Annotated in this window: 22 protein-coding genes; 6 read left to right on the top strand and 16 right to left on the bottom strand. The window is 43.9% G+C overall.

The features are described 5' to 3' along the window. Positions 1–9: 9 nt before the first annotated feature. From H7844_03470 to H7844_03460, 3 genes are read left to right on the top strand one after another with little or no spacing between them, the layout of a single operon-like run. The gene (locus tag H7844_03470; GenBank protein MEO5356342.1) at positions 10–1,146 is read left to right on the top strand and encodes a dehydrogenase; all 1,137 of its coding nucleotides are present in this window, start codon (positions 10–12) and stop codon (positions 1,144–1,146) included. Between the two features lie 46 nt (positions 1,147–1,192). Next, positions 1,193–2,083 (top strand): ethylbenzene dehydrogenase-related protein, encoded by an 891-nt coding sequence (locus H7844_03465; protein MEO5356341.1) that lies wholly within the window; start codon positions 1,193–1,195, stop codon positions 2,081–2,083. Between the two features lie 12 nt (positions 2,084–2,095). Next, the gene (locus H7844_03460) at positions 2,096–2,827 is read left to right on the top strand and encodes a molecular chaperone TorD family protein (protein MEO5356340.1); all 732 of its coding nucleotides are present in this window, start codon (positions 2,096–2,098) and stop codon (positions 2,825–2,827) included. Between the two features lie 197 nt (positions 2,828–3,024). Here the strand turns inward: H7844_03460 and H7844_03455 are convergent, their stop codons facing one another. The 12 genes from H7844_03455 to argJ all read right to left on the bottom strand — a co-directional run bounded on the left by H7844_03455 (position 3,025) and on the right by argJ (position 17,033). Next, a complete protein-coding gene (locus tag H7844_03455; protein MEO5356339.1) occupies positions 3,025–3,759 on the bottom strand; it encodes a hypothetical protein in 735 nt (244 codons plus the stop codon). A 369-nt stretch (positions 3,760–4,128) separates the two neighbouring features. Further along, positions 4,129–4,677: a response regulator gene (locus H7844_03450; GenBank protein MEO5356338.1), complete on the bottom strand. Its 549-nt coding sequence runs from the start codon at positions 4,675–4,677 to the stop codon at positions 4,129–4,131. A gap of 36 nt (positions 4,678–4,713) precedes the next feature. Further along, positions 4,714–5,988, bottom strand: a complete 1,275-nt coding sequence (locus H7844_03445; GenBank protein ID MEO5356337.1) for an ATP-binding protein — start codon at positions 5,986–5,988, stop codon at positions 4,714–4,716. 31 nt (positions 5,989–6,019) lie between these two features. After that, complete coding sequence (locus tag H7844_03440) at positions 6,020–8,113, bottom strand: response regulator (protein ID MEO5356336.1); 2,094 nt, start codon at positions 8,111–8,113, stop codon at positions 6,020–6,022. Positions 8,114–8,318: 205 nt separating this feature from the next. Next, positions 8,319–9,548 (bottom strand): polysulfide reductase NrfD, encoded by a 1,230-nt coding sequence (gene nrfD, locus H7844_03435; GenBank protein ID MEO5356335.1) that lies wholly within the window; start codon positions 9,546–9,548, stop codon positions 8,319–8,321. 13 nt (positions 9,549–9,561) lie between these two features. Next, the gene (locus H7844_03430) at positions 9,562–10,335 is read right to left on the bottom strand and encodes a 4Fe-4S dicluster domain-containing protein (GenBank protein MEO5356334.1); all 774 of its coding nucleotides are present in this window, start codon (positions 10,333–10,335) and stop codon (positions 9,562–9,564) included. Between the two features lie 42 nt (positions 10,336–10,377). After that, the gene (locus H7844_03425) at positions 10,378–10,896 is read right to left on the bottom strand and encodes a cytochrome C (protein ID MEO5356333.1); all 519 of its coding nucleotides are present in this window, start codon (positions 10,894–10,896) and stop codon (positions 10,378–10,380) included. 154 nt (positions 10,897–11,050) lie between these two features. Next, on the bottom strand, positions 11,051–11,740 hold the full coding sequence (locus tag H7844_03420; protein ID MEO5356332.1) for a hypothetical protein: 690 nt from the start codon (positions 11,738–11,740) through the stop codon (positions 11,051–11,053). After that, entirely contained in the window at positions 11,704–12,855 is a 1,152-nt protein-coding gene (locus H7844_03415; protein ID MEO5356331.1) for a 2-oxo acid dehydrogenase subunit E2, read from the bottom strand. Before H7844_03415 ends, H7844_03420 begins: the two co-directional genes overlap by 37 nt. Beyond that, positions 12,845–14,815 (bottom strand): thiamine pyrophosphate-dependent enzyme, encoded by a 1,971-nt coding sequence (locus H7844_03410; protein ID MEO5356330.1) that lies wholly within the window; start codon positions 14,813–14,815, stop codon positions 12,845–12,847. Before H7844_03410 ends, H7844_03415 begins: the two co-directional genes overlap by 11 nt. A 45-nt stretch (positions 14,816–14,860) precedes the next feature. Beyond that, positions 14,861–15,787 carry a class I SAM-dependent methyltransferase gene (locus tag H7844_03405; GenBank protein MEO5356329.1) on the bottom strand — a complete coding sequence of 309 codons (927 nt, stop codon included), beginning with the start codon at positions 15,785–15,787 and terminating at the stop codon, positions 14,861–14,863. Between the two features lie 58 nt (positions 15,788–15,845). Further along, positions 15,846–17,033, bottom strand: coding sequence for a bifunctional glutamate N-acetyltransferase/amino-acid acetyltransferase ArgJ (gene argJ / locus H7844_03400; protein ID MEO5356328.1), 1,188 nt, complete (start codon positions 17,031–17,033; stop codon positions 15,846–15,848). A gap of 247 nt (positions 17,034–17,280) precedes the next feature. On the opposite strand from argJ, the gene H7844_03395 reads away from it, so the two are divergent. The 3 genes from H7844_03395 (at position 17,281) to pbpC (ending at position 21,093) form a co-directional block, all read left to right on the top strand. Further along, positions 17,281–18,231 (top strand): site-specific DNA-methyltransferase, encoded by a 951-nt coding sequence (locus tag H7844_03395; protein MEO5356327.1) that lies wholly within the window; start codon positions 17,281–17,283, stop codon positions 18,229–18,231. Beyond that, the gene (locus H7844_03390; GenBank protein MEO5356326.1) at positions 18,232–18,801 is read left to right on the top strand and encodes a restriction endonuclease; all 570 of its coding nucleotides are present in this window, start codon (positions 18,232–18,234) and stop codon (positions 18,799–18,801) included. It abuts the gene before it with no gap. 150 nt (positions 18,802–18,951) lie between these two features. Then, positions 18,952–21,093 carry a penicillin-binding protein 1C gene (pbpC, locus tag H7844_03385; GenBank protein MEO5356325.1) on the top strand — a complete coding sequence of 714 codons (2,142 nt, stop codon included), beginning with the start codon at positions 18,952–18,954 and terminating at the stop codon, positions 21,091–21,093. A 211-nt stretch (positions 21,094–21,304) separates the two neighbouring features. Here pbpC and nadA read toward each other — a convergent pair whose 3' ends face one another. The 4 genes from nadA to H7844_03365 form a co-directional block, all read right to left on the bottom strand. After that, positions 21,305–22,282 (bottom strand): quinolinate synthase, encoded by a 978-nt coding sequence (nadA, locus tag H7844_03380; GenBank protein ID MEO5356324.1) that lies wholly within the window; start codon positions 22,280–22,282, stop codon positions 21,305–21,307. 26 nt (positions 22,283–22,308) lie between these two features. Beyond that, positions 22,309–23,094, bottom strand: coding sequence for a lytic transglycosylase domain-containing protein (locus tag H7844_03375; protein ID MEO5356323.1), 786 nt, complete (start codon positions 23,092–23,094; stop codon positions 22,309–22,311). Positions 23,095–23,230: 136 nt separating this feature from the next. Next, positions 23,231–23,467 (bottom strand): sulfurtransferase TusA family protein, encoded by a 237-nt coding sequence (locus H7844_03370; GenBank protein MEO5356322.1) that lies wholly within the window; start codon positions 23,465–23,467, stop codon positions 23,231–23,233. A gap of 98 nt (positions 23,468–23,565) precedes the next feature. Further along, complete coding sequence (locus H7844_03365) at positions 23,566–24,396, bottom strand: hypothetical protein (protein MEO5356321.1); 831 nt, start codon at positions 24,394–24,396, stop codon at positions 23,566–23,568. Positions 24,397–24,429 lie beyond the last annotated feature (33 nt).

Genomic DNA, 24,429 nt, shown 5'->3' with positions numbered 1-24,429 from the left:
AAATAAATAATGGAAGACGTCTTTAACTGGCAAATAAACCGGAACATGAAGTACCCATATCCGGCAGCTAAACCGGAGAAACAATTTGCCGCAGTTTTTGACATAAATAAGTGTATTGGTTGCCAAACATGTTCCATCACCTGCAAAACCACGTGGACGGCTGGACGCGGGCAGGAATATATGTTTTGGAACAACGTAGAGTCTAAACCTTACGGCGGATACCCTCTCTACTGGGATTCCAAACTGCTGGAGAAACTGGGCGGCGGTAAATGGGCTAATAAGACTTACGAGGGGAAAACAATCTTTGAGAAAGCCGCCGAGGAAAACTTAAGCGTTAAGGGTTTTCTTCCTGCACTTGAGGATTGGTCATACCCTAACATGGGTGAAGATGAGATTTACGGCGGACAGGTAACACAGGGAATGCACATAGAGTCGCTTCCCCATCCGATCTGGTTTTTCTATCTGCCCAGAATTTGTAACCATTGCAGTTATCCGGCATGTGTAGCGGCTTGCCCGCGCCAGTCGGTTTATAAAAGACCTGAGGATGGAATAGTTCTCATTGATCAGTCACGGTGTCAGGGATACAGACAGTGTGTATCGGGTTGCCCGTATAAAAAACCTATGTACAATGCTACCACCAACAGGAGTGAAAAGTGCGTGGCCTGTTATCCAAAAACGGAAGCCGGCCTTCACACTCAGTGTATGGAGCACTGTATAGGGAAAATCAGGGTTCAGGGTTGGATTAACCCGCCTGACAAAGCGGACCCGACTAATCCTATAGACTACCTGGTGCATGTCAGGAAGATAGCGCTTCCGCTGTATCCGCAGTTTGGCACACAGCCGAATGTGTACTATATACCGCCGACTCATGTGCCTCCACCATATTTGACACAGATGTTTGGCACAGGGGTGGAAGCTGCAATTAAAGCCTATAAGGATGCTCCATCGGATACCACTTTGAAGGGGCTTTTGGTTTTGTTTGGAAGTTGTGCCGAGCTTATGACTAAGTTTGAAGTTAAAAACGATATAGCTATCGGCTACAACAGTAAGGGTGACATCGTAGCGCAAACCCCCATAGTGGAGCCCAATGTTATCAGGGAGCACTACGACAAGAAACTTGACGTTTATCGTCTGGATGTTACCTAAAAACGCCCCCGGTAAACAGGGCATATTACGACAGGAGGACTATAGAATGAGAAAAACGGTTATACAGGCCATCGCAATCTCGCTTATGCTCGTAGTTCTGAGCGTGGGCGCCTCTTTTGCCGCACAGGAGGAGGGCGTCAGGGTTGGATTTATAAAGGGTGACATTTCCTTAGGCAATGACGGACAGTGGCAGGCGGCAAAAGCCGTAAAGGTCCCGCTTCTGGCACTTGAAACTACCAATGCTCTAAAGAACGGCACTGTCCCTACGGCAGATGCTAAGGCACTCAACAGTAATGCCAGGTATGTATTTAACCTGTCAAAGCAGGCCCCGACAGTGACGGTTAAAGCGGTTCATAACGGTAAAAAGGTTGCCTTTCAGTTAACCTGGGACGATGCAACCTCAGATACGGAAAATGCAATAGACACTTTCAGGGACTCGGTGGCACTGATGTTTCCTGTTAATCAGGCAGCAACGTTTTACCCTTCTCCATTGATGGGAGCAAAGGGTGAGCCGGTTAACGTATGGCAGTGGAGAGCCGACTGGCAGGCGGAAAAAGACGGCAAGCGTAATCTCGATGCTCGCCAGCCCCTTACAGGCGGCGTGCATGTCTCTTACTCAGATGCAATTTTAAAAACGCAGTACCCTGAGAAACCGTCCCCTGATGCTACCATGATTCAGTATATATCGGAGGGCTACGGTACACTGACAAAACTGAAGCATCAAAGTCCGTCGGCTAAGGGCACATACAATAAAGGGAAATGGACAGTTGTGTTTGTCAGGGATATGAAACGTGCAGAGGGCGGAGATGCGGAGTTTGTTTCCGGTAAGAAGACTTACGTCAACCTTGCTGCATGGAACGGTGCAGGTGGTGATGTAAACGGTATGAAATCCATATCTATAGTGTGGACACCTCTGGTGTTTGACACTGAAAGGTAGGTCAAAAAAACGATGAATGCTGTAGAGTACGAAAAGGCAACCGCTGTTGTAAGAAGCAGGGTTTACGACTTGTTGGCGGCAGGGTTTCGCCAAATGAGTGAAGAGCATTTTCAGGAGCTTTCCGCAGGGCATTATATTTCTGCATGGAAAGAGGTAGTGGGGTATTTGACAGAGGGTGAAGAGCGTTTTCTGCCCCTTGTTGATTCCCTCTCCGAGGCTTTGAAAAGCAGTATCTACAGCAATTTGTATGATGAGTATAATAGTCTTTTTCTGCCCTACGGCCGGACACATGTCAGTCCTTACGAGATGGAAATAGCGAAGGATACGCCCCATCACTCTCTGACCTCACAGGCGGAGCTTGCGGATGTGGCGGGCTTTTATCGTGCTTTTGGCCTTGATCCGTCAGCAGATGTGCCTGAGCGGGTTGACCATATAGCTACAGAGCTTGAGTTTATGCACGTGATGGCGTTAAAGGAATCTGTGGCTGTGGAGGAAGGTGATGCCGAGCATATTGATATAGTACGTGCCGGGCAGCAGAGATTTATGACAGACCACCTGGGAAGGTGGGCGGCAAAGTTTAGTGATGGTGTGGTGGAAAGTGGTACGGGTAGTGTTTATCCCACCCTGGCTAAAATGCTTCGCCTGTGGATAGGTATTGATAATGCGATATTTTCAGAAGACACTCCGTTGCCCCAGTTCACGCATACTTTACCACAAAGTACTGTTGGAGTACCGGCAGGTTAAGGTACAACAGAGATAATTAGCAATATCCGCAGGCTAAAAGCCTGCGGATATTGTATTTCCCGCCGAGTATAGTGGTGTGCATAATTTTTTTAATACCTAAAACCAAGCTGCATTCAATCGTCTAACTTTGTTGGCATTGTCACAAGCTCCCAGCCGCCTGCGTTTACTTCTGACTGCAACTTGGTATAACTATATATCTATGCCTCAGTGCTGACAATATTGCCTACAGAGTTAACCGCACCCGGAGTTTGGTTACTCCGACTAGCCAGGTTCTGTATCAATGTCTGAAGGAATGTCTGAAGATTAGGTTGATTACCGGTGGGGGAATCAGGTGCTTTTTCTTTGGTCAGAGAATCTATCAGGTTCTGAAAAGTAGAATTTAAATCAGCAGTATTAGTGTTTGTTCCTGAACTGTCCGGGTTCAGGCTTTTCAGAAGATTCTGAAGCTTACTTGTCATATTTCCATAGCCATCTGACAGCAAGTGCGCTGCAGCGGCAGCTTTTCCGGAGTTGCCGGAGTTATTGGTATTGTCACTGTTACTATTACCGGATACCTGATTGCCCGTTGTATCCTGTTTGAGGGCTTTAAACATGCTGTGCAGGAAGGCGTTCAGTGCTTGTTTTACGTTGTCAGTGCCTGGTTTTCCACTGTCGTTGTTACTGTCATTATCGGTAGGGGCAGTTGAGGTGGCAGCTTTGGGAGCGTTAGGGCCACGCCCCTGAGGACCAAAACCGAGTTGGTCCAAAGTCTGCATGACACTATCCATAAAAGCGCGCATTTGCCCGCCTCCACCCTTAGGCCCGCCTACTTTTCCACTATCGTTATCACCATCCTTATCTACTGCTGAAATAGTGGTTTGTGTGCTCTGCATCGATATTGATAACTGAAAACTACTATACACTACACTGCCGCTTATTCCATCTACCGCCATGACAACCTCCTAAGTGCATATTCTTAACGTTTGGTTAATACGAATACTTTACTACATTATTGCATCATCGGTTATACTTACTATATCGGTCATATTTAAGAATACTTTAATCTATCTCATACCAAGTAGCAGTCATTCGATTAACTTTGTTGGCTTTGTCGAAAGCTCCTCACCGTACTAAAAGTACGCCTGCGTCGCTTTCTCCTTGCCGCCTCGTTACTCTTTTGACTGCTACTTGGTAAGTCTCTGTCAAGGTATATATTCAACCTACCCAAAGATTAACTGAAACGAGGGGTCAAGGGGAAATCATTTCCCCTTGCGGAAGGGATTCAAAGGGAAGGCAGCGCCTTCCCTTTGTCACTTTTATCTTTATCCCTGTGTTGATTCCTCAAGCAATCCTTTTACGGCTTCAAGTAATTCCTCAGCATTAACCGGTTTATCAAGAAACAGTTCCGGCAAAGATATATATGGTTTTATTTTAGCTTCTTTGTCACGGAATTGTTCAAGCATCCGTTCTCTCTCAAAGAGTAGCATTTTTCTGTAAGAGGTAAAGCGCAGGAAAAATTTATCTATTTTACTATCCACGCGATCCAGCAGTTCCTGCATTTCCTTTATAATTTCCTCATTGTTGATTTCATTTCTTGCTTGTTCTATAAAGCTCAGAGCGGAGCTTAAGATAATGACGGGAATGCTTCTTAATTCTTTTTTATTTTTTAAATCCTGTAAGGTGCTTATCCCGTTTTTTTTAGGCATCATTATGTCCAGAATTATAATATCAGGTTTTTCTTCTTTTGCTTTTTTAAATCCAGCCTCGCCGTTTTCAGCTAATAGCACTGCATATCCGTTTTGCTCCAAAACTATAGAAAGGAATTTCCGTGTAGCCTCGTCATCATCTACAACCAGCACTCGTTTACTCATAGGTATTCTCCTTTTGCATAATTTATTAGACTAACATTAAAACTCATTTGTTTGCTTTTTTACAGGTGGAAGCTTTATCTGAAAGATAGTACCTTTCCCTGCCTCTGTATATACATCCAGCGCCCCACCGTGCTCCTCTACAATTTTCTTTGTAATTGATAGCCCAAGGCCGTTACCCTTAGAGTGTTTTGTAGAGTAAAACAGTTTAAATATATTGGGAACGTCGGCGGCTTTAATCCCACAGCCATTGTCCTCCACCTCTAAATTAATATACCCGTCAGTGTCCGTATAAGTCCGCAGCAGCACTTTTGCGCATTCACAGGGAAGATATGCTTTGTCCTTACAGGTATCTACAGCATTAGAGAGCAGGTTCATTAAGGCGGTATATAGCGCTGCGTGGTCAAACATTACTTCAGGCAAGTGTTCCTCAAGTTGACCGCTTATGTCAACGCAATTGTTCCCGGTGCAGGCATGAGTGTCTTTATAGGACTGGAGAATCTCACATGCCAGCACGTTAAGGCGGCCTGGTTTAAGCTCAAGCTTATTAAAACGTGACAGATTAAGCAGATCGCTTGTGAGGGTTTCCATCTTAGTTATACCAATTTTTGTTATATCCCAGCCCTGTTTTACCAAATCCATGTCGGCGTTTTTAAATGCAGTGTCAATTATATATTTACCACCCTTTAAGGCGTTGAGAATATTTTTAGCTCCATGGATTATCTGTGATATAGCCAGCCCGATTGCAGCTTGCTGTGACTGCTCCGCCGCTGCTTTCTCCGCTTCCAGCCGTTTTTGAAATTCTACGGCAAAGGCCTCATTGGCCTTCTCTAAATCCATTATATCTCTGTAGGAACGTAAGCAGGTAATTATAGCAGTGTATAGTTTTTGGATTGTCAAATCGCTTTTTTCCAGAAAACCGTTAATATCGTAGTCAACAATTACAGATTTTTCCGGGGCAATTCCGGGTTGCCCTGTACGCAACAATATCCTGACAAAGCGGTTTTTCAATTCATCCCTGATATACTTTACCAGGTTCAGGCCTGCCAGGTCGTCTTCCATAACCACATCCAAAAGAATCACAGCTGTATCCATGTTATCTCTGAGCACAGAAGCGGCTTGTGTAGCAGAAAAGGCAAAGAGTAATTGAAGTTCTTTTTCCTGAAAAATAAAACCGGCAAGTGCTGATTTTGTAGCTCTTTGCAGCTCGGCATCATCATCTACAACAAGTACTTTCCAGAAATCCCTGATGGCTCCCGGCTGCTGCTCCTCGTCATCACTAAAAAATGAATATGTATCCTCTGTATCCTTCATAAGCACACCCGAAGTTTTTTATATAAAAAAGTCAGGATAACTCCTTTGGTATAGTAATAACAAAACTGCTTCCATGCCCCTCCACACTCTCACAATATACTTCACCTTTGAGCGTTTGAGCTACTATATTATAAACAATATGCAAACCCAGCCCACTGTTGCCCCCTTTACGGTTAGTTGTGTAAAACGGGTCAAATATTTTACCCAGTATTCCTTCCGGTATTCCTTTGCCGTTGTCGTTAAACATCAGTACCACATTGTTGAAGTTTTCTATAATGCTGATATCAATGGTACCATCCCTGTCCTTGTCGAAAGCATGAATAAACGAATTCATAATAAGGTTGGTTATTATCTGTGCAATTGCTCCGGGATAGCTATCCAGCTCAACCTCTCTGTCACAATGTATGTGTATTTGGTGAGGAGTTTTTTTAATCATAGGTTTTAAACTCATAATAATCTCCTCAACGTATTCCTTGAGTTTAAATTTACGCCTCTGATGGCTGGTCTGGTCACCGGATACCATCTTAAAACTTTTAACCATAGCGGAGGAACGTAAAAGATTCTTCACTATAATATCACTGTCCTCGGAGGCTACCTCGAAATATTGCTGCATTTTCGATTTTGTGAGTTTGTTTTGTTCAAACAACTGAACAATTTCATTGGTTTTTTCAAGCAGATGTGAAGCGGACATCACGCTTGAGCCTATAGGCGTATTTATTTCGTGTGCGACACCTGAGACAAGCTGCCCCAAAGCAGCCATTTTCTCGGACTGTATTATTTTTTCCGTGCTAAGCTTTAGTTTATCGTTTGTTTGCCTTAACTCCTCAAGAAGGCGTCTCTGTTTCTCCTCAGCTTCTTTTCGTTCGGAGGTATCATTAAATACGACAACTGCGCCTGCCGGTTGCTGGTTTTCGTTAAAAATAGGAGTTGAAACATATTCCACAGGGAAACTGGTGCCGTCTTTTCTCCAGAACATCCTGTCATTTACACGGTAAACCACACCGTCTTTAAAAGTCTTATATATGAAACAATCCTCATTTTCACAGTCGGTTGTGTTGGGATAATTATGGTGAATGATGCTATGTTTGTGTTTTCCAAGGAGCTCTTCCGCCCCCCAGCCAATCATTTTAGAGGCGGCAGGATTTACAAATGAGATAATCCCATTGGCATCCAGCCCATAGATTCCCTCACCGGCGGAGTTCAAAATCAGCTCGTGCTGCATCTTTAATTTTACTAATGCCTCCTCAGCGCCACGGCGAGCTATGATACCGGCAAGCGTGTTTGATACTGCTGTCAGGAAGTCCTCCTCAATATGGCTCTTTTTGTGTCCCTCTTTCAGGTATAGGTTAAATATGCCGAGAAGTTTACCGGCCAGCTTAATAGGAACACAGAAATGCCCATGTTGTGTCATTCTCCTAAATGTAATATCATGGCGGTCGTCTATGCAATCTGAAAAAACCATTTTACGGCTGGCTGCCGCTTTACCACAGAGACACTTACCAAAGGGTACCTCATCGCAAGCCTCTAAAAGTTCAGCAGAAAAGCCCTTATGTACTTTTAGTTGTAAGATTTCCGCATTGTCTTTGACAAGAAAAATAGCTCCTTTAGATTCAAACTTTAACCATGGCAGGGTTATTATAGTCTCTAAGATTTTATCCATTTGTTCAATGAGAGTAATAGGCTCAAGTGAAATTCTAAGTATTGTGTTTAGCACGCTTTGTATCTGATATTGAACCTCATGATCTCTTTCTACCATCTTGTTGTAAAGAGCAATCTTTATAGCGGCATAAAGAGCGCTGTCATGGAATGGTTTTAAAATGTATCCATAGGGATTAGTTCTCTCCACGCGTCTCAAAATTGCCTCATCAGCATAAGCAGTCAGATATATTATGGGTATGCTGGAAATAGCCTTTATGCGCCTTGATGTTTCTATTCCGTCATACTCACCCCTGATATTAATATCCATCAAAATCAGATCGGGGGGGGATGCCTCTACGCATTTAATGGCTTCCTCTCCGGTACCGACAGTTCCGGCAATCCTGTAGCCCCAGCTCTGAAGCAAGGTGCTTATCTCCAGAGACACCACCGCCTCATCGTCAACAACAAGAATACTCTTTTTTAGCATGATATTTTATTTAATATATTCAGTACATAATATTTAAACAGCCGTATCAGGCAAACGGCCGCACGTACCCTATTGTATCATAAAAAACGTTTTTGTTTCAAAGATAATAAGCGCACTCCCACAACCATGTAAAACAGAGCTGTGATCTCTGTAAGACAACAGCGGCATGTGGCAGTGCACTTAAAGGCTATATTTGCAGGGTTAACTAAAAGAGCCTCTTAGACATTTTATCCTCAGCCTCTGCACACTCCTGCTCAGTGAAGATATCCTTAAACACCGGTAACACCTTGTTGAAAATATAAAGGAGGAAAAACGGTGCGGCAAGCAAGAACAAAGCAGGAATAAGGCCCTCTTTAAATATCTCGATATTTTTTGAAAAAACCGGCAAATTAAATTCCAGAAAGCCTGCAAAGCTGCGGGACATAGACTGCCCGCCGATAACAACGTCCCAACGCATTGTAAAGACGCCCATCAGCACCAGCGAGGCGGCAATAAAGGACCTGAGCATAGTTAGATTTGGAAGCACAAGAAGAATGAAAGGCAGAATCATCCCTAATATCCACTGCACCACTATCATCTTAAAGGCAAAACGCTTAAACAACAGCTCGCTCATTATGTGCCAGAACTCCTCCGCCGTGTATGCGTGAAACACTATGTCTATTCCCTCTAAAAGAAATGCTATGACCAAAAAATATGCAAGCACTTTGCTCATACTCTTTATAGGTACAAAACAGATAAAATGCTTTTTAAAAGCCATTCCCGCTATATAGGTGACAATGCAAACGGCAACACCTGATATGACGGCTGACATAAGAAAAATGAAAGGCATAAGTGGAGTTTTCCACAGAGGCACGGTTTTTACGGAACCAAAAATAAAACCTACATAACCGTGAAGAAGTCCTGCTGCAGGGATTCCGGCGGTTGCCAGAATCTTTATTATTTTATGATCGAGGTGTAGTGCCGCTTCACTGACGTCATAGCTGCCCAGGGTCATTACCTTGTACATTAGACCCACTATACCGTCTCTTTCCTGTGCCTGCTTTACAATATACGGCCTGAAGACAAACCATATCTCAAACACAACTATCGCCATATATGATAAGTACACAAATGTGAAGGCTGAGATTGCAGAATAAAAGTGAGGTGTCATCATAATATTAATGGACCTTTGGGGTTGCGTCAGGTGAAAAAGAAGGGGAGAGGGCGCCATTATCAAAAGAGCCAGGGAAAACACCAGAGAAAACTTAGCTACCGGCCTTAGCTCATCCTTTCCAAAAACATGATACATTGATGAAAGAACAAACGCACCTGCCACAAGACCGGTCAGGTAAGGATATATAACAATGTGAATTGTCCAATATATATATTCATTAGGGTATGTGAAAAACTCCTTTACAGTCCAATACGCTCCATGCGCAAGTGTATGCTCTTCCATTACTGATTCTCCTTTATTTTACTATGTGGTCAAGGCCAATATAGAACACATGTGGCTCGTTGCCATATTCAGGTTTTAGCACAGCAACTCTTTGAGTGCTCACGATTTTAAACACCTCACTATTGGGGTCGTGGAGGTAACCTATCTTTCTGACTCCAAAAGCACACGCATCTATGCAGGCTGTCTGTTTGCCCTTGGTTATCCTGTGGTAGCAGAAAGTGCATTTGTCAGCCGTGTTGGTTACAGGATTAAAAAACCTTGCGAAATACGGACAGTTGGTTACACAGTAACCGCATCCTATGCACCATGAGCGGTCAACCAGAACAACACCGTCTTCCATTTTATAGGTGGCACCGGCAGGGCATACCTGTACGCAAGAGGGCTTTTCGCACTGGTTACAAAGCTTTGGCACAAAAAACTCCTTAGCAACTTCCTCATCTTTCAGTTCTTTGCCATAAGGGTCATTTGAGGTAAAACCATATCGGGCTCCCCTTGGGGAGTCAATAATCACCTCACCGTCCTTCGTCTGTATATATCTCTCCACCCAAGTGCGCTGTACTTCAGCCTCAAAAGGAATTTCATTTTCCAGCTTACACGCTTTGGCACACATGCCGCATCCTACACATTTGGTTGTATCCACTACAAAGGCCCAACGTTTCTTCTTACTGAATGACTCCACAAGTGATGCCAGAGCCTCCGGTTTAAATATCTCAAGAGCACTTATTGGTATTGTCATACCGGCTACAGTGAGCAACCCTGCCTTAATAAAATCTCTTCTTGTTACCATGACCTGCTATCTCCTTATGTTTTGGCAAAACAGCCTAAGCCGCTATTTAAATCCCGCTGAGTGAACATCGTGACAAGTTACACACTCAATGCCGGCATTATGGGTCTTGGGGTCTATCATCTTAAACTTTACTGTACCCTTGGCCCCTGCATACTCTGCCGGTCTGTACGGCAGTTTTGCATGACATCTCTTACACAGCTCCCGGGTGCTGTCCACACCTATCTCAAGAAGGTATTTAAAATCTTCTTTCAAGTCAACAGGGTGCTTCTTAGCCGCCTTTTCAGGTAAGGCATGACAGCTTTCACACTCTACTTTCTGATGTCCGGAGGCGCTTATTTTTTCCACCTTATCAGCATGGCAGGTGCCACAGAACTCCTGTCCCATGTGTTTGGCCGGATAATCCTGCCAGTACTTCTCATTACCTGTCCTGTGCCACTGATACTTGTAATCGCCGTTTTTAGCGGTAAAATCTGCCGGCACATAAATTGTCCTTAAAATCAAAAGAAAAATAACCGCTCCTAAAATTACTATCACCGGACGCCACGCATGGCTCATTTTCATTTTCCTGCTCCTTTTCTTAAAAGCCCATTGTATCTTTTATCTGAAATTTCGGTGATTATAATATAAAAACTTTGAGAAGTCAACCATTTTTTTGTAATTGCAGCAGCAGATGAAAAAATAAACTTTAACCAATTCTATCGGGCTGCTGGTTTTTCTATATCGGATTTCGGGTATAAATTTCAATTATTGACAGAGCGGGTTTTGACATGTCACAAAATGATTTCATAAGGCTCTGCGCAAGGCTTTCTGCCGGCATGGTGTATCCCTCTTTGTAAAGCGTTGTTAGAAACTCACTGTGTGTCCTCTCCGCTCTGTACTGTGGATATCTGGTTGGAAATTTCAGGTATTTTTCAATATCTGACAGCTCGCAATTAAACAGAAGCGACGCCGTATAAACAATCCCGCCTTGTGGAAGATAAAGCGAGCTGCCCAGAATCTTTTTAGAGTTTAAGCAAATATCCGATATACCCATCAGAGACAGCTCCCTGACGCCGTAGCTGCTAAGTACCGACATAATCTTCATATTAACTGTGTTAAATACATCTGAGGGGTTAACAAGCACATTGGACATTGTGGAAAAGGTAAGAATCAGCATTCCTTTTGAGAGCACAACAGCGCCGCCTCCGCCCATTCGTCTTAAAACCCGTATGCTGCTCTGCTGTGCCCTGTGCATGTAAACCTCATCAGCGGCAACATTTGATCGGCCAAGCACTATTAGAGTTTCGCAGGGCTCCCATACACTGAAAAAAGGCCTGTCGGGCGCTATTACGTTACAGAGTATATCCCTGTCGGAAAACTCACCGATTGTTACGCCTGAACAATAGGACTTTGAGTTTCGAGGCACTTCTGAATTTCCTTTCGCAGCCGGCTTACAAATCGTGCGGCAGACCTGCCCTCGTGCACCCTGTGGTCAAACACTATGTTTAGGATAAAACTTAAACTCCTCTCATCTACAGATGATATACCTAAAGAGGCGCTCTGATACCTGTTTATCAACGGTGTAAATGACTCCACACCCTCTGAGGAAAGATCGGTCACTGTAAAGGTACTGCCTGTGATTTCTTCCGGTTTGAGGGCATTTTTCAAATACTTTTTAGTAGCGCTGAAGATTAGCTTGTTTATCTCATCGGGGGAAGTCCCGTGCAGATTGCCAAGGCTGACAACTCTGAGGCCGCTGCCAAGGTCAATGGTATAGCCGATATTTATCAGGTCGTATGTGTATATATTGCCGTTGTGGAAGAAGGAATTAAACTCTGGAAATATCTGAAGTGTTTCACATGTTAATTTCAAAATCAGGGGCGTCAGGCTGCTTAGAAGGCTTCCAAAAGGGGCTTTGCCGGTATGAGCAAAAGACGGCGGCAGTGTAACCTTTGCCGCAAGATTGGTGATGAGAAGGTTCTGGCTGCTTGAAAGAGCTGCAACCTCGGCGGCCTTCCATCGCGGGATTCTTTTTAGAGTTGTATTTACAGGCGGGATAGCATCCACACGGCTGTCGTCATAGCCTGAATATGATTTTATTTTCTCCGGCGTTTTTTTCCCAAGGTATGCCGACACGTCCGATTCTTTTACAAAAGCCCTGCCGTTGAATACATCAGATAAGAGGCCGTGCTCTGTCATCATTCGACTCGCAGAGTTTGAATACAGGGTTGTCAGGCCGGCTGTTTTAGCAGTGTTTTCAGCGGCTGTCTCCGGTTGTTTGGGGGTGATACTCCGAGGCACAGCCTCTGTAATAACAGCCAATACGCCGCCCGGTTTAATCTCGTCATTTTCACTGCACATAAGCTCAACGTATCCGCTTTCAGGGCTCTCTACGTCAACCACTGACTTTGATGTCTCTATCCGGCATAAAATATCCCCTTTTTCAATGTGGCTGCCTGTTTTGAACATTATCTCGGCAACGACAATGGAATCGTCGGTGACGTTTTCAAAAGGAACCACTACATCTGTCTTAATTGCCACTATACACTCTCCAGACGGTGTTAACTATAAGAGTTGCATTTATCAGAACCACTCTTTCAAGCTCACCGGCAGCCGGAATCGGCACCGGCATGGATGACACCCTGCAGAGCCTCTTAGAGGCATGTCCATTTTCACAAAGTATTGATATTATCTCTGAACCTATACCTCCTGAGGCGGAACACTCCTCGGCGGTAAAGATGTAATCAGTGCCGATTGCCACCGACAGGTGTTTGTACTCAATGGGATGAATCTGAGTCAGGACAATAATCTCAGAGAGAATGTCTTTTTCAAAAAAGAGACTGTTTGCCGCACTTAGTACCGCATTTACAGTGCCTCCGTAGGTTATTATAGTTACGTCGGCTTTTGTGTCCTTAGGGGAAAATCTCACAACAGGATAGCCGGTGTTGAGGGACTCAAGGGTGTAATTGTTGAATATCTCCTCTGCCACCTGCCCAAACACCCTGGCATAATCCACCTTGTTTTCAATGACAATGACTGGATGCCTTTCCTGTTTGTATATGGTGTCGTAAATATGTACGATATCTGTCAGACGGTTTAACGCTATAACCTTAACATTGTCAATCCCGATAAGAAACTTTTCAAGGCTCTGGCTGTGAGTGGGCCCGAAACCTTTTGTACCGCCCATCGGTGTTCTTATAACCACAGGACATGAGATTTGTTTATTGTACATGTGGTAAAACTTAGAGGCATGATTGACAATCTGGTCAAAAGCGAGAGTTATAAAGTCTCCGAACATTATCTCGACAAAGGGCCGGAATCCGCCCATTGCCAGCCCATTGGCAACCGCCGTTATGGCCGCCTCACTAATGGCTGTGGTCAGAACTCTGCCCGGGTATTTCAAAGAGAGGTCTTTTGTGGCTTTAAATGCGCCGCCGTATGGGCTGTGTATATCCTCACCGATAAGGATTACATCCTCGTATTTATCCATAAGCGACATCAGTGCGGCGTTTACTTTATTTATCACCCGCTGCCGGGAAACATCAGGGCTGACAACAGTCCACTTAAGGGGCTCGCTTCTCACAGCCTGCACATCACCGTAATAGTTTTGAGGCGGCTGGTGCTCACCGGTTTTTACCTCACTTAGCGCCTCAGCTATCTTAGCATCCACCCTCAGCTCTATTTGCTTGTACAGTGCGGGGTCGGCCTGTTTTATTATATTTAACGGGTCGCACTCTGAGTGCCGCCGTATCTCCTTAGGGTCCCTCAGGTCATCCCCTGTTGAGTGAGCCGACAGACGGTACGTCTCTACGATATGAAAAGCCGGTTTTCTTTCACTGCGTACATAGGAAATGCTCTGTGCGGCATCCTCAAATAACTTGTCTGTTTCATATATGGAGCTTTCAAATGTTGCTATACCAAAGGCGGCTGGGCGGGCGGCTATTTTTCCGGCAAGAGTGATTTCCTGGGCGGTTGACTGGGCATAGTGGTTGTTCTCCAGAACAATCAGAAGGGGGATTTCCCATTTGGAGATAATATTGAGAGTTTCATAAACAAGCCCCTGCCCCAGAGTGCCGTCTCCAATAAATACAACTCCGATACCGGTGGTTTTTTTAAGTTTATACGACAGAGCTATCCCTGCAGAGACACCTGTTATGCCGCCCTGAATGCCGTTAGAGAAGAAGCGTCTCTTGTTGTGAAAAAGGTGCTGGCTTCCACCTATGCCTCCGCATGTGCCGCCACTGCGGCCAGTTAGTTCCAGTGTCAGGCCCTTGACGTCTCCGGTAAATGCAATATAATGGCCGTGGCAACGATGGTTGGAATATACAAAATCCCCGTCTTTGAGCTGTTTACAGAAAGCAAGTGCCGAGAATTCCTGACCTGTGCACGTATGCACCGTGCCGTTGACAAGTCCCTGTCTGTAGAGCCTGAGGAGCTCCTCTTCCACCGACCTGATTAAGACAGCCTCCTCTACATACTGATGATGTATCACCTCTGACATGTTAGCAAATACACTTCATGGCTGTAAAGACTGTGTTTCAACGTATCATCGGCTACTGCCGTCTTTACTCAAAACTGCACAATAATTAATGGTAATGTTGTTTTTAACTATTCTTTCCATCGGAAAATCTTCAACAGGCAACACTCTCTCGTTAACTATCATCAGTCCATTTGAGCTCAACATGTCCCGAATCTCATCCACTGTTTTAAAATGATAGATATGGTCTATTGCAGGGCAATTTACACAGGTTGAGATAAATATCTTTCCATTTGGGGAAAGTATATTTCTAATCTTTTTGAGCAGCGCTCCGGGATTTGCAACGTGCTCAAGCACCTCTCCCATGGTTATCAGCTCATATGTTTTACTGTTGTGAAAATCCATTATATCGCAATTGTTGTAGGTTACTTTTTGGGTTTCTTTGAAAAAAAACTCAATCAGGGATTTGGTAATTTCTATTGACTGAGGGCTTATATCTACAACGGTAAAGCTGTTTACGTTTGATAAATGCGTAATGGCGGCTTTAAGAAACAGACCGTGGCCCGGGCCGATTTCAAGGTAAGAATAAACTGACTCCGCTTTGCCGGCGATAAACTTATCATAAAACTTATAAATTTCATAATGAGTTTTCCACAGAAATTGTGAGAGAGCAAGCCCTGCCATATAAGACTTCATCTTAGACAGATTTGAATAGGTTTGCTCAAAAGACATTTCTGAGGATTTTGTGGGATACTCTCCGCTTTTGAGAAATTTCTTTTGGCAATCCAGCATATCGGCACATAACTCTATGTAAGCATCTACAGCATAATCTATATCAATGTTCTGAGAGTTCAGCCACGCGGTATATTCAGTTAAAAAAAGGTTGAATTCATCAAAAAAAACCTTGTCTCTTTTGGAGAAATCCTTTTCTATTTTCTTTTTTTGAAACAGGGATTTTTTATAAATTAAATCTAAAACTTCAGTATAGTCCTGCATAGCTCTATATTCCGTCCTCTCCTAAAGCGGAGATATTCCAAAACCAACACAAGGCTGTTTAAGTCCGGTACTCTGCATTAATCCTGATATAGCCCTCGGTTAAATCACAGGTGCGCACTTTTGCCGCTTTTTTACCCATATTTAAATTTACTGTAATATGTATTTCTTTTTCCTTTAACACCTCTGTGGCGGCAGAGTCGTTATCAGCGGAGAGTCCGTTTTTAACGACTTTAGCTTTATTGAAATAGATATCCACCCTGAGGGGGTCAAAGTGCACGTCAGAAGTACCCATGGCGGCCATGATGCGTCCCCAGTTTGCGTCATGACCGTATATGGCGGTTTTAACAAGCGGGGAGTCTGCTATCTTACCGGCTACAGCTCGGGCGGACTCACTATCAGGAGCGCCTTTGACCTCCACAGTAATAAACTTAGTGGCGCCCTCACCGTCTTTTACTATCATATCGGAAAGATGTGAGAAAGCCTCAGTCAGGGTCTTTTGAAAACTTTTGAACTCCCTCGAGCCCTGCCCTATTGGTGCATTTCCGGCAAGGCCGTTTGCAAGGACTATCAGCGTGTCGTTTGTGCTCATCTGTCCGTCAACTGTAATGCTGTTAAAGGTGTCATTGACTGCGGCAAGCAGAGCCTCCTTAAGCGCTCCGGTTTCAATTGCTGCATCGGTTATGGCAAATGAGAGCATGGTGGCCATGTTGGGACAGATCATCCCTGAGCCTTTGGCAATTGCCGACAGTGTTGCCTGCGTTTTACCAAATTTCATCCCTGTTGAAAACAGCTTTGGAAACGTATCGGTAGTCATGATGGCGTTGGCGGCATCAAGCAGGGTGGATTTGCCCATGTTGCCGGCTAATTGAGGTATCATAGGGATTATCCTGCTCATTGGAAGTGGGGTGCCTATTACGCCGGTTGAGCAAATAAACACCTCGGAGCCGGGGATTTTCAGAGCTTTTGCCAGGGTGGCGGAGATTTTCAAGGCATCCGCCATTCCTTTTTTACCGGTGCAGGCGTTGGCGTTTCCGCTGTTGACCAAAACAGCCCTTCCGTACCCGGCAGATATTCTTTCCATATCTATAATAACAGGGGCGGCTTTAACGGTGTTTTTTGTGAAAACCCCTGCAGCGTGTGCCCTTACAGTTGAATATATGACAGTCATATCCCTGCGGCCCGGTTTCTTTATAGCCGCCTCCGCAGTTGATATTAAAAAGCCTTTAGGAATATCCTCATTTGACATTAAAAGTCTCTCCTGTTATGAATTATCGTTAATTGCACACCGATAAAGACTAACACGACAGGCCGGAAAATATCAATCAGCCTTGAACACATTATTGCCCCCGGCAGTGCTTGAAAACTGACACCATGCAGTGTTGAGTGGATAACAGTTTTGGCACATAATCTCAATATTCTTATGGAAAGATTAGTCTTTACCAGTATTGAAAAATTGTTGCTTTTTACACAGACAAAATAGTAGGCTTAACCGTATGGATATGTTTAATGACAAGCCTGTGATTTATGATTCTTTTCGGTCTGACGCTCAGCTTGTTGTAGCACAGGCTGATACATTAAGTGCTTGTCAAAACTTACCGGATGATACTTTTTCACTCATTGTCAGTTCCCCTCCCTACAACATCGGAAAAATTTATGAAAAAGAAATGTCTTTACAAGAATATCTACAATGGCAGGAAACGGCTATTTTGCAATTTGTGCGAATTTTGAATGAAACAGGTAGTTTGTGTTGGCAAGTTGGTAACTATGTAAATAACGGAGAGGTTTTTCCTCTGGATATTTACTTTTATCCCATCTTTAAGAAAGCAGGATTAAAGCTTCGCAACAGAATTATTTGGCATTTTGGTCATGGCTTACATGCATCTCATAGATTTTCAGGGCGTTATGAAACACTGCTATGGTTTACGAAAACAGATAATTACACTTTTAATCTGGATAAAGTAAGAGTACCATCCAAGTACCCTGGTAAACGTCATTATAAGGGAGAGAAGCGCGGACAGCCAAGTGGCAATCCCTTAGGTAAAAACCCTTCTGATTTTTGGGAAATTATCACTGAGGAGTTTGAAGCAGGGGTTATTGAGATTCCTAATGTTAAGTCAAACCACCCTGAGAAAACATCTCACCCATGTCAATTTCCAATTGAACTCATAGAGCGTTGCATACTTGCATTCACAAAAGAAAGAGACTGGATTTTGGATCCTTTTTGTGGTGCAGGTTCTTCACTCATTGCTGCCGTTAAACATAATCGCAAGGCAATGGGTATAGACAGAGACGCAGAATATTGTAAAATTGCTACAGAGAGATTAAACTCATATTATGAAGGCACACTTCAGATACGCCCTCTTGGTAAGGAAATATTTAAACCTACCGGCAGAGAACGTGTTTCTCAAATCCCTATAGAATGGCCTAATATGGTTCACAAATAGATGATAATTGCTGGAATTTTTTCATTTAATAATGGAAAGGAGACAGTTGAAAAGAAATACCCTCACTTATTAAAAGAAATTGAATATGTTATTTTATCTGTAGATGCCGGTGAACATATTATTAAAGAAAGCAAAGAAAGAACGATGAAAGGAAAAATGCTATACAGTCCTGTTGCACTAAACAAATCCTTTAAAAAACATTTTGCTTCTATGCAATGGACTAACTATAAGGTTAATTGTGAATATCCTACAAGGTATTATACCGCAGCTCATAATCCAAAACCGATGGCTGGTGGTGCTTTCCGTGACATGGATTTTGTAAAGGAAAAACTTGGTGTTGAGGTTCAGTTCGGTAAATATGCATTTATGGTTTATAATGTGTGTGCGAAAATGACTATTTTTCATAACCTTGGTGTTATTGATACCGGAGTTGAAATAGTACCTATAAAAGAGTTTGCAGATGAAATGTCAACCGGCGTTTCCTACTTTGAACAGTTTGTTTGGGATTTGGAGAAAAGGGGAAGTGCCGACATTGATATTCCGGTAATGATTATTGGAATTTCGTACTAATCTATATCAAAAAGAGATTCTCTTAATAAAATCATCCTGCTTATGGTTTCATGGCAAACGAAAAGGTAAGCAAAGCAAAAACTCTGAGTATTCCCTGAACTTTATTTATTATCAGCACTTTGATATAAGACCTTAAAAACAGGGCACTGAATGAACATTATCAGGCGGCTTATAAAATACGGCATCATTGCAGCACTACCACTTATTCCGGTGGTTTTAATCATCACACTTTTCATCCCGGATTTCATCTGGAAAGTCCCTGAATTCAACTACATTAAGAAATCATACAAAAAAAGCGATGTGGTTTTACTTGACAGACACGGAAATCCGCTGCAAGAGATTCGCATAGACACCGCAGGCCGGCGGCTTAACTGGACTTCAGTTGACGAAATATCCGGCTCTTTCAAACAAACACTGGTGTTTTCAGAGGACAGGCATTTTTATACACATTCCGGTGTGGACTACAAAGCGCTTATAAAAGGTGTGCTTGATACATATACAAAGAAAAAGCGCAGGGGCGCTTCCACAATTACTATGCAGTTGGCTGTTGTTCTAAAGAAAGACATCAAGAGCAACAAGAAAATATTTGCTAAAAAATGGGATCAAATCCTGGCGGCAAGGGTTATCGAAAAACACTGGTCAAAAAACGAAATCCTTGAGGCGTATTTGAACCTGATAACATTTCGGGGAGAGCTTCAGGGAATAAGCGCCGCCTCTTACGGTCTCTTTGGAAAGTCCCCGGACGGGTTAAACGAAACAGAGTCTTTTATCTTAGCCTCTTTAATAATCTCCCCAAACGCAGCCCCTGAGGTTACGGCAAAACGTGCTTGCGCGTTGAGTAAAGCTATGGGCAAAAACACCGAATGTGCGCAAATTGAAACTCTCACAAAAGAGCAGTTAACTGTGCCGTATAAAATAACTCCTGCGCTCTCGTTGGCTCCCCATTTTGCAAGGAAATTCCTCAAAGCAGGCTTTGATAATTTAACAACCTCTCTTGACGGTAATCTTCAGAGATACCTTATCGAAACCCTCAACAACAGTATCTACCGGTTACGCCAAAGTAATGTAAGAGATGGAGCAATTCTGGTGGTGGAAAACAAAACCGGCCGGATACTTGCTTATGTGGGTAATTCAGGGTTAAGCTCCAGTGCCGGCCATGTTGACGGCATTACTGCAAAAAGACAGGCAGGCTCCACTCTCAAACCCTTTCTGTATGAGTTGGCGTTAGAGAAGAAATATCTTACCGCAGCCTCAATAATTGAAGACACCCCCGTACAATTACAAACCACCACAGGGCTGTACGTGCCGGAAAACTATGATAACACCTACAAAGGCGCTGTGTCTTTGAGAACGGCGTTATCATCGTCTCTCAACATCCCTGCCGTTAAGACAATAATCTTAACCGGTATAGAGCCGTTTTACAACCTCCTCAGACTGCTTGGGTTTGATAGTTTAACGGAAGGGGCCGACTACTATGGCGCATCACTTGCACTGGGTTCAGCCGACATAACTCTTATGGAGCTGGTTAACGCCTATAGAGCACTTGCAAACAAGGGCATATACAGTCCGTTGTCAATGACGACAGTTAATAACACACCCATATCCGGCAAAAGAATAATGGATGAGAGGGCGGTTTTTATAATTTCCTCAATCCTCTCCGACAGAGAGGCGCGGAGCACCACGTTTGGGCTTGAAAATCCACTTTCCACAAAATTCTGGAGTGCCGCCAAAACCGGTACAAGTAAGGATATGCGGGATAACTGGTGTGTGGGCTATTCAGAGACATACACGGTGGGAGTTTGGGTCGGCAATTTCTCCGGTGAGCCCATGCGGGATGTGACCGGAATAACCGGGGCCGCCCCCCTCTGGCTTGAGGCTATGACATATCTGCACAGATTCAGTCCGTCTCAGCCCCCTGCCCCGCTTTCTCAGTTAGTACAAAGACAGATTTCATTTTCAGCGACCTCAGAGTCACCGCGCCTTGAGTGGTTTATAAAAGGCACTGAGCCGGATTCCGTCATCGCAGCCGTAAAATCCGAGGGTATTACACATATCTCATATCCGGTTGAGGGTGCCATATTTGCCATAGATATAGATATTCCTGACGACACTCAGCTTATCCCGTTTAACTACAAACCCGCAGGCGGGAATTTCCAGTGGATAATCAACGGTGAAAACACCGGCGTATTTAAAGACACCTTTCTCTGGAAACCTCAATCCGGCAAATATACCGTCTCCATAGCTAACAAAACCGGTGCTGTTGTTGACACTGTAACGTTTGTGGTCAGATAATACCAAGTTGCATTCATTCGATTAACTTTGTTGGCTTCGTCGAAAGCTCCTTGACGTACGAGCATAGTACGCCTGTGTCGCTTTTTCCTTGCCGCCTCGTTACTCTTTTGACTGCAACTTGGTATAACTGGAAGGAGGGAAAAGATGAGGGGATTTTAAAGGAACCGGAAACACAGTATAACAATAAGAAAAAAGAGCAAAATGGCCGATGTTAAATGGCAAGCATTCTGTCAAGCGCTTTATTCGCCGGCACTCTGATTTCCTCTGGAACCTTTACAACATTTTTCATATCTCTTAAGGCCTCATACACCAGAGTAAGATTGGTTTTTTTCATATTGGGACAGACCATGTCCTTGCGCAGGGGGTAAAAAACCTTACCGGGATTTTCTTTTCTTAGTCTATAGAGCAGTCCGATTTCTGTACCGACTATGAACTCTGAGGCCGGTGAGGATGCAGCATATCTTAGCATGCCGGAGGTGCTTGTAACGTGGTCGGCAAGCTCAAGCACATCAATCCTGCACTCAGGATGAGCCATCAGCAGGGCATTGGGGTGCAACGCCCTTGCCTCTGAAACATCGGACGTTCTTACCCTGTCATGGACATGGCAGTAACCATCCCATGAGATTACCTCTTTTTTAGTATTTTTCTGTGCCCACATGGAAAGATTCTTATCAGGGATACAGATTACTTGCTCTGCCGGCAGCGACTCAATGACCTTAACTACATTTGCAGAGGTACAACAGATGTCACTTTCGGCCTTGACCTCAGCAGTTGTGTTTACATAAGCTACCACCGGCACACCCGGGTACTTTGCCTTTATGTCTCTTAGCGTAAAGCTTGCCGGAAACACGTATCCTGGAGGGTTCTGATAGCCCGGAAAGGCTTGATAAATCCCTCTGGGGCCGTCAAGGGCTATCATCTCAGCCATTGGGCACATTGCATCCAAAGCAGGAATCAAAACTGTTTTTTGTGGTGACAAGATGGAGGCACTCTCCGCCATAAAATTCACTCCGCAAAAGACGATTACCTCGGCGTCGGTCTCCGCAGCTTTTCTGGATAGTTCAAGGGAGTCCCCTGTAAGGTCAGCCAATGCCTGAACCTCATCTCTCTGATAATTATGTGCGATTATCAGAGCCTTTCTCTGTTCTTTTAATTCTAATATTTGTTCTGTCAGTTCAAGGTGCTTCAATTTCTCTCCTGTATATTTTGTAAACCTTACGGGCGAATATTTGTAAACAGCACTGTGCCGTCAGAGGTAACCACCCTAAATATCTGCCTTGATGAGGCAAAAGTCATCGCACTTTTTTCCGGCAACACAGACTGTATTTTGTCCCGTGGGTAATAGGTCGTTACTCCGTTATAAGTGTTTAGCACTTTCTGTACATAGTCCTGTGTCTCAGCATAGGGTGGAATGGCGTCTCCATGTCGTGATACTGCATTAGGACCTGCATTGTAAGCGGCAAGGGCAAGCGTTACGTTACCGTTAAATCTGCCAAGCAGATACTTTAGATATCTTATGCCGCCATCTATGTTTTCAACTGGGTCGTAAGGGTTTGCAACCGAAAGGAAAGTAGCGGTATCGGGCATAAGCTGCATCAGTCCCATAGCTCCTTTTGGAGACACCGCCACACTGTTCCAGTTAGATTCAGCTTTTATCACCGCTTTTACCAGTGAGGGATCCAGAGAGTGTTCCGCCGCCTTCTTATGTACTATGTCCTCGATGTCTTTGTATTTCGACAAATCCAAATCACCACCAGGAGGTGACAAATAGGCTTTTGGTTCATTGTTAAATGATGCCACAACAACCTGCCCTGCCCGTTTCTTTGTGATTTTCTCTTTTACAATATGGGTTTTATGACCGGTTCGCTTTATATTAGAGTAATACACCACACCGCCTCCTTTGTCATACATGTAAATGTCTGCAAAAAGACTGCATGGGTAAATACAAACTAATAAAACTACAATTACTAAAAAAACATCTTTTGAGCCAGTATCAGTCATACAAACTCCACGGAGTTAACACGGCTAAAAAAAAGCCATAATATCAGGGCATGCCTGACATCCTGGCTATTTATACTTATATCATTCTCTATCGGCACCATTTACTAATCGGCAAAGCTGCCGAAAAAGTTTATAACTATGCCTTTTTAATAAAAAATGAAATAACGTTACCGCTTTCTTTGGTCTCCAGTAATTCGTGGCCAAGTCTGTTTAAAAGAGCCGGAATGTCAGACTTTGAACCGGCGTCCGTTGATATTACCTCAAGCACTTTGCCGGATTCGATCCCATCAAGAGCCTTTTTAGTCTTTAATACCGGCATTGGACAGTTCAACCCCTTTGTATCCAAAACCTGATCTGCTTTAATATCAGCCATTTCATCCTCCTAAATATTGTCTGTTAGTATCGGTGTCTGTGTCAACCGCAAATCTATTAAACAAAAAAACCTTTGTTTATGTCAAGACTCATTTTTAATTATATTTTACAGTCAGTCCACAGGGATGTTTCCTGGTTAACCAGATGCATATCAGATTTATCCCCTGGAAAGTGTAGAAAGTATCCGTAATGGTATGCGGCATTGACACAAGCCCCCGACAGTGCCTTTTTTTGTTCATCGTCAAGGGTACTTTCCAACATTAAAAACGGGTAAAACAGACACTTGTAAACAGGCCAGCTCATGTTGTATCTAACGTCAATCCAGTGGACGCACGAGGCCTTTTGCAATTCATAAGAAAGAGGTCTCATCTCATAGTTCCACTGCGGCCCGCCTTTTTCCTCATACTCGTAGTAGGTCATCTCCAGCACAGCCCTGTGCTTTGGGGACATCACGAGCACACCTGTTTGCACTACCTTATCGAAGGTATCAGGCAGGCCGTACTTTTGATAATAGGCGGAAACACTTAGGCTAAATGTATCGCTTCCAGGGGTTATGTCCATATATCTCTGTAATGCCAGGGGAAACCATCCTGAAGTTGGAGACGACCAAACGTCCACGGCGCCAACCATACCCTCCGGCACTTCATCCACAATTGAGGGGGCAAAATAGGGATTTATTAAAATGTCACAATCCATCCACACAATCCGGTCGTATTTATTTGAAAAATCCTGACTTAACACTAAACACTTCTGCCATGCCGGACTGCGGCTAAGGGCACGCTCTGATTTGTCTAAGGGATTGTCTATGCAAATAATATCATATCCGTGCTTTTGTGCATACCTCTCCCAACCGGTCATACAGAGGCTCCGCCACATTGTCTGATATGCCTCCCCTATAGCCATTGTTACGATTGCCTTATTATTTCCCACGGCTTACAGGCATCCATTCCGGCAATTACATAA

The sequence above is a fragment of the Nitrospirae bacterium YQR-1 genome (assembly GCA_039908095.1).
Lineage (GTDB): Bacteria > Nitrospirota > Thermodesulfovibrionia > Thermodesulfovibrionales > Magnetobacteriaceae > Magnetomonas.
Note: the sequence above shows the minus strand (reverse complement) of the source record. Positions and strands in the feature narration are given on the sequence as shown.

Excerpts from the sequence above, each read along its gene's own strand:
- H7844_03470 (MEO5356342.1), top strand. The coding sequence starts at position 10 with ATGGAAGACGTCTTTAACTGGCAAATAAACCGGAACATGAAGTACCCA.
- H7844_03465 (MEO5356341.1), top strand. The coding sequence starts at position 1,193 with ATGAGAAAAACGGTTATACAGGCCATCGCAATCTCGCTTATGCTCGTA.
- H7844_03460 (MEO5356340.1), top strand. The coding sequence starts at position 2,096 with ATGAATGCTGTAGAGTACGAAAAGGCAACCGCTGTTGTAAGAAGCAGG.
- H7844_03455 (MEO5356339.1), bottom strand. The coding sequence starts at position 3,759 with ATGGCGGTAGATGGAATAAGCGGCAGTGTAGTGTATAGTAGTTTTCAG.
- H7844_03450 (MEO5356338.1), bottom strand. The coding sequence starts at position 4,677 with ATGAGTAAACGAGTGCTGGTTGTAGATGATGACGAGGCTACACGGAAA.
- H7844_03445 (MEO5356337.1), bottom strand. The coding sequence starts at position 5,988 with ATGAAGGATACAGAGGATACATATTCATTTTTTAGTGATGACGAGGAG.
- H7844_03440 (MEO5356336.1), bottom strand. The coding sequence starts at position 8,113 with ATGCTAAAAAAGAGTATTCTTGTTGTTGACGATGAGGCGGTGGTGTCT.
- nrfD (MEO5356335.1), bottom strand. The coding sequence starts at position 9,548 with ATGGAAGAGCATACACTTGCGCATGGAGCGTATTGGACTGTAAAGGAG.
- H7844_03430 (MEO5356334.1), bottom strand. The coding sequence starts at position 10,335 with ATGGTAACAAGAAGAGATTTTATTAAGGCAGGGTTGCTCACTGTAGCC.
- H7844_03425 (MEO5356333.1), bottom strand. The coding sequence starts at position 10,896 with ATGAAAATGAGCCATGCGTGGCGTCCGGTGATAGTAATTTTAGGAGCG.
- H7844_03410 (MEO5356330.1), bottom strand. The coding sequence starts at position 14,815 with ATGTCAGAGGTGATACATCATCAGTATGTAGAGGAGGCTGTCTTAATC.
- H7844_03405 (MEO5356329.1), bottom strand. The coding sequence starts at position 15,787 with ATGCAGGACTATACTGAAGTTTTAGATTTAATTTATAAAAAATCCCTG.
- argJ (MEO5356328.1), bottom strand. The coding sequence starts at position 17,033 with ATGTCAAATGAGGATATTCCTAAAGGCTTTTTAATATCAACTGCGGAG.
- H7844_03395 (MEO5356327.1), top strand. The coding sequence starts at position 17,281 with ATGGATATGTTTAATGACAAGCCTGTGATTTATGATTCTTTTCGGTCT.
- H7844_03390 (MEO5356326.1), top strand. The coding sequence starts at position 18,232 with ATGATAATTGCTGGAATTTTTTCATTTAATAATGGAAAGGAGACAGTT.
- pbpC (MEO5356325.1), top strand. The coding sequence starts at position 18,952 with ATGAACATTATCAGGCGGCTTATAAAATACGGCATCATTGCAGCACTA.
- H7844_03375 (MEO5356323.1), bottom strand. The coding sequence starts at position 23,094 with ATGACTGATACTGGCTCAAAAGATGTTTTTTTAGTAATTGTAGTTTTA.
- H7844_03370 (MEO5356322.1), bottom strand. The coding sequence starts at position 23,467 with ATGGCTGATATTAAAGCAGATCAGGTTTTGGATACAAAGGGGTTGAAC.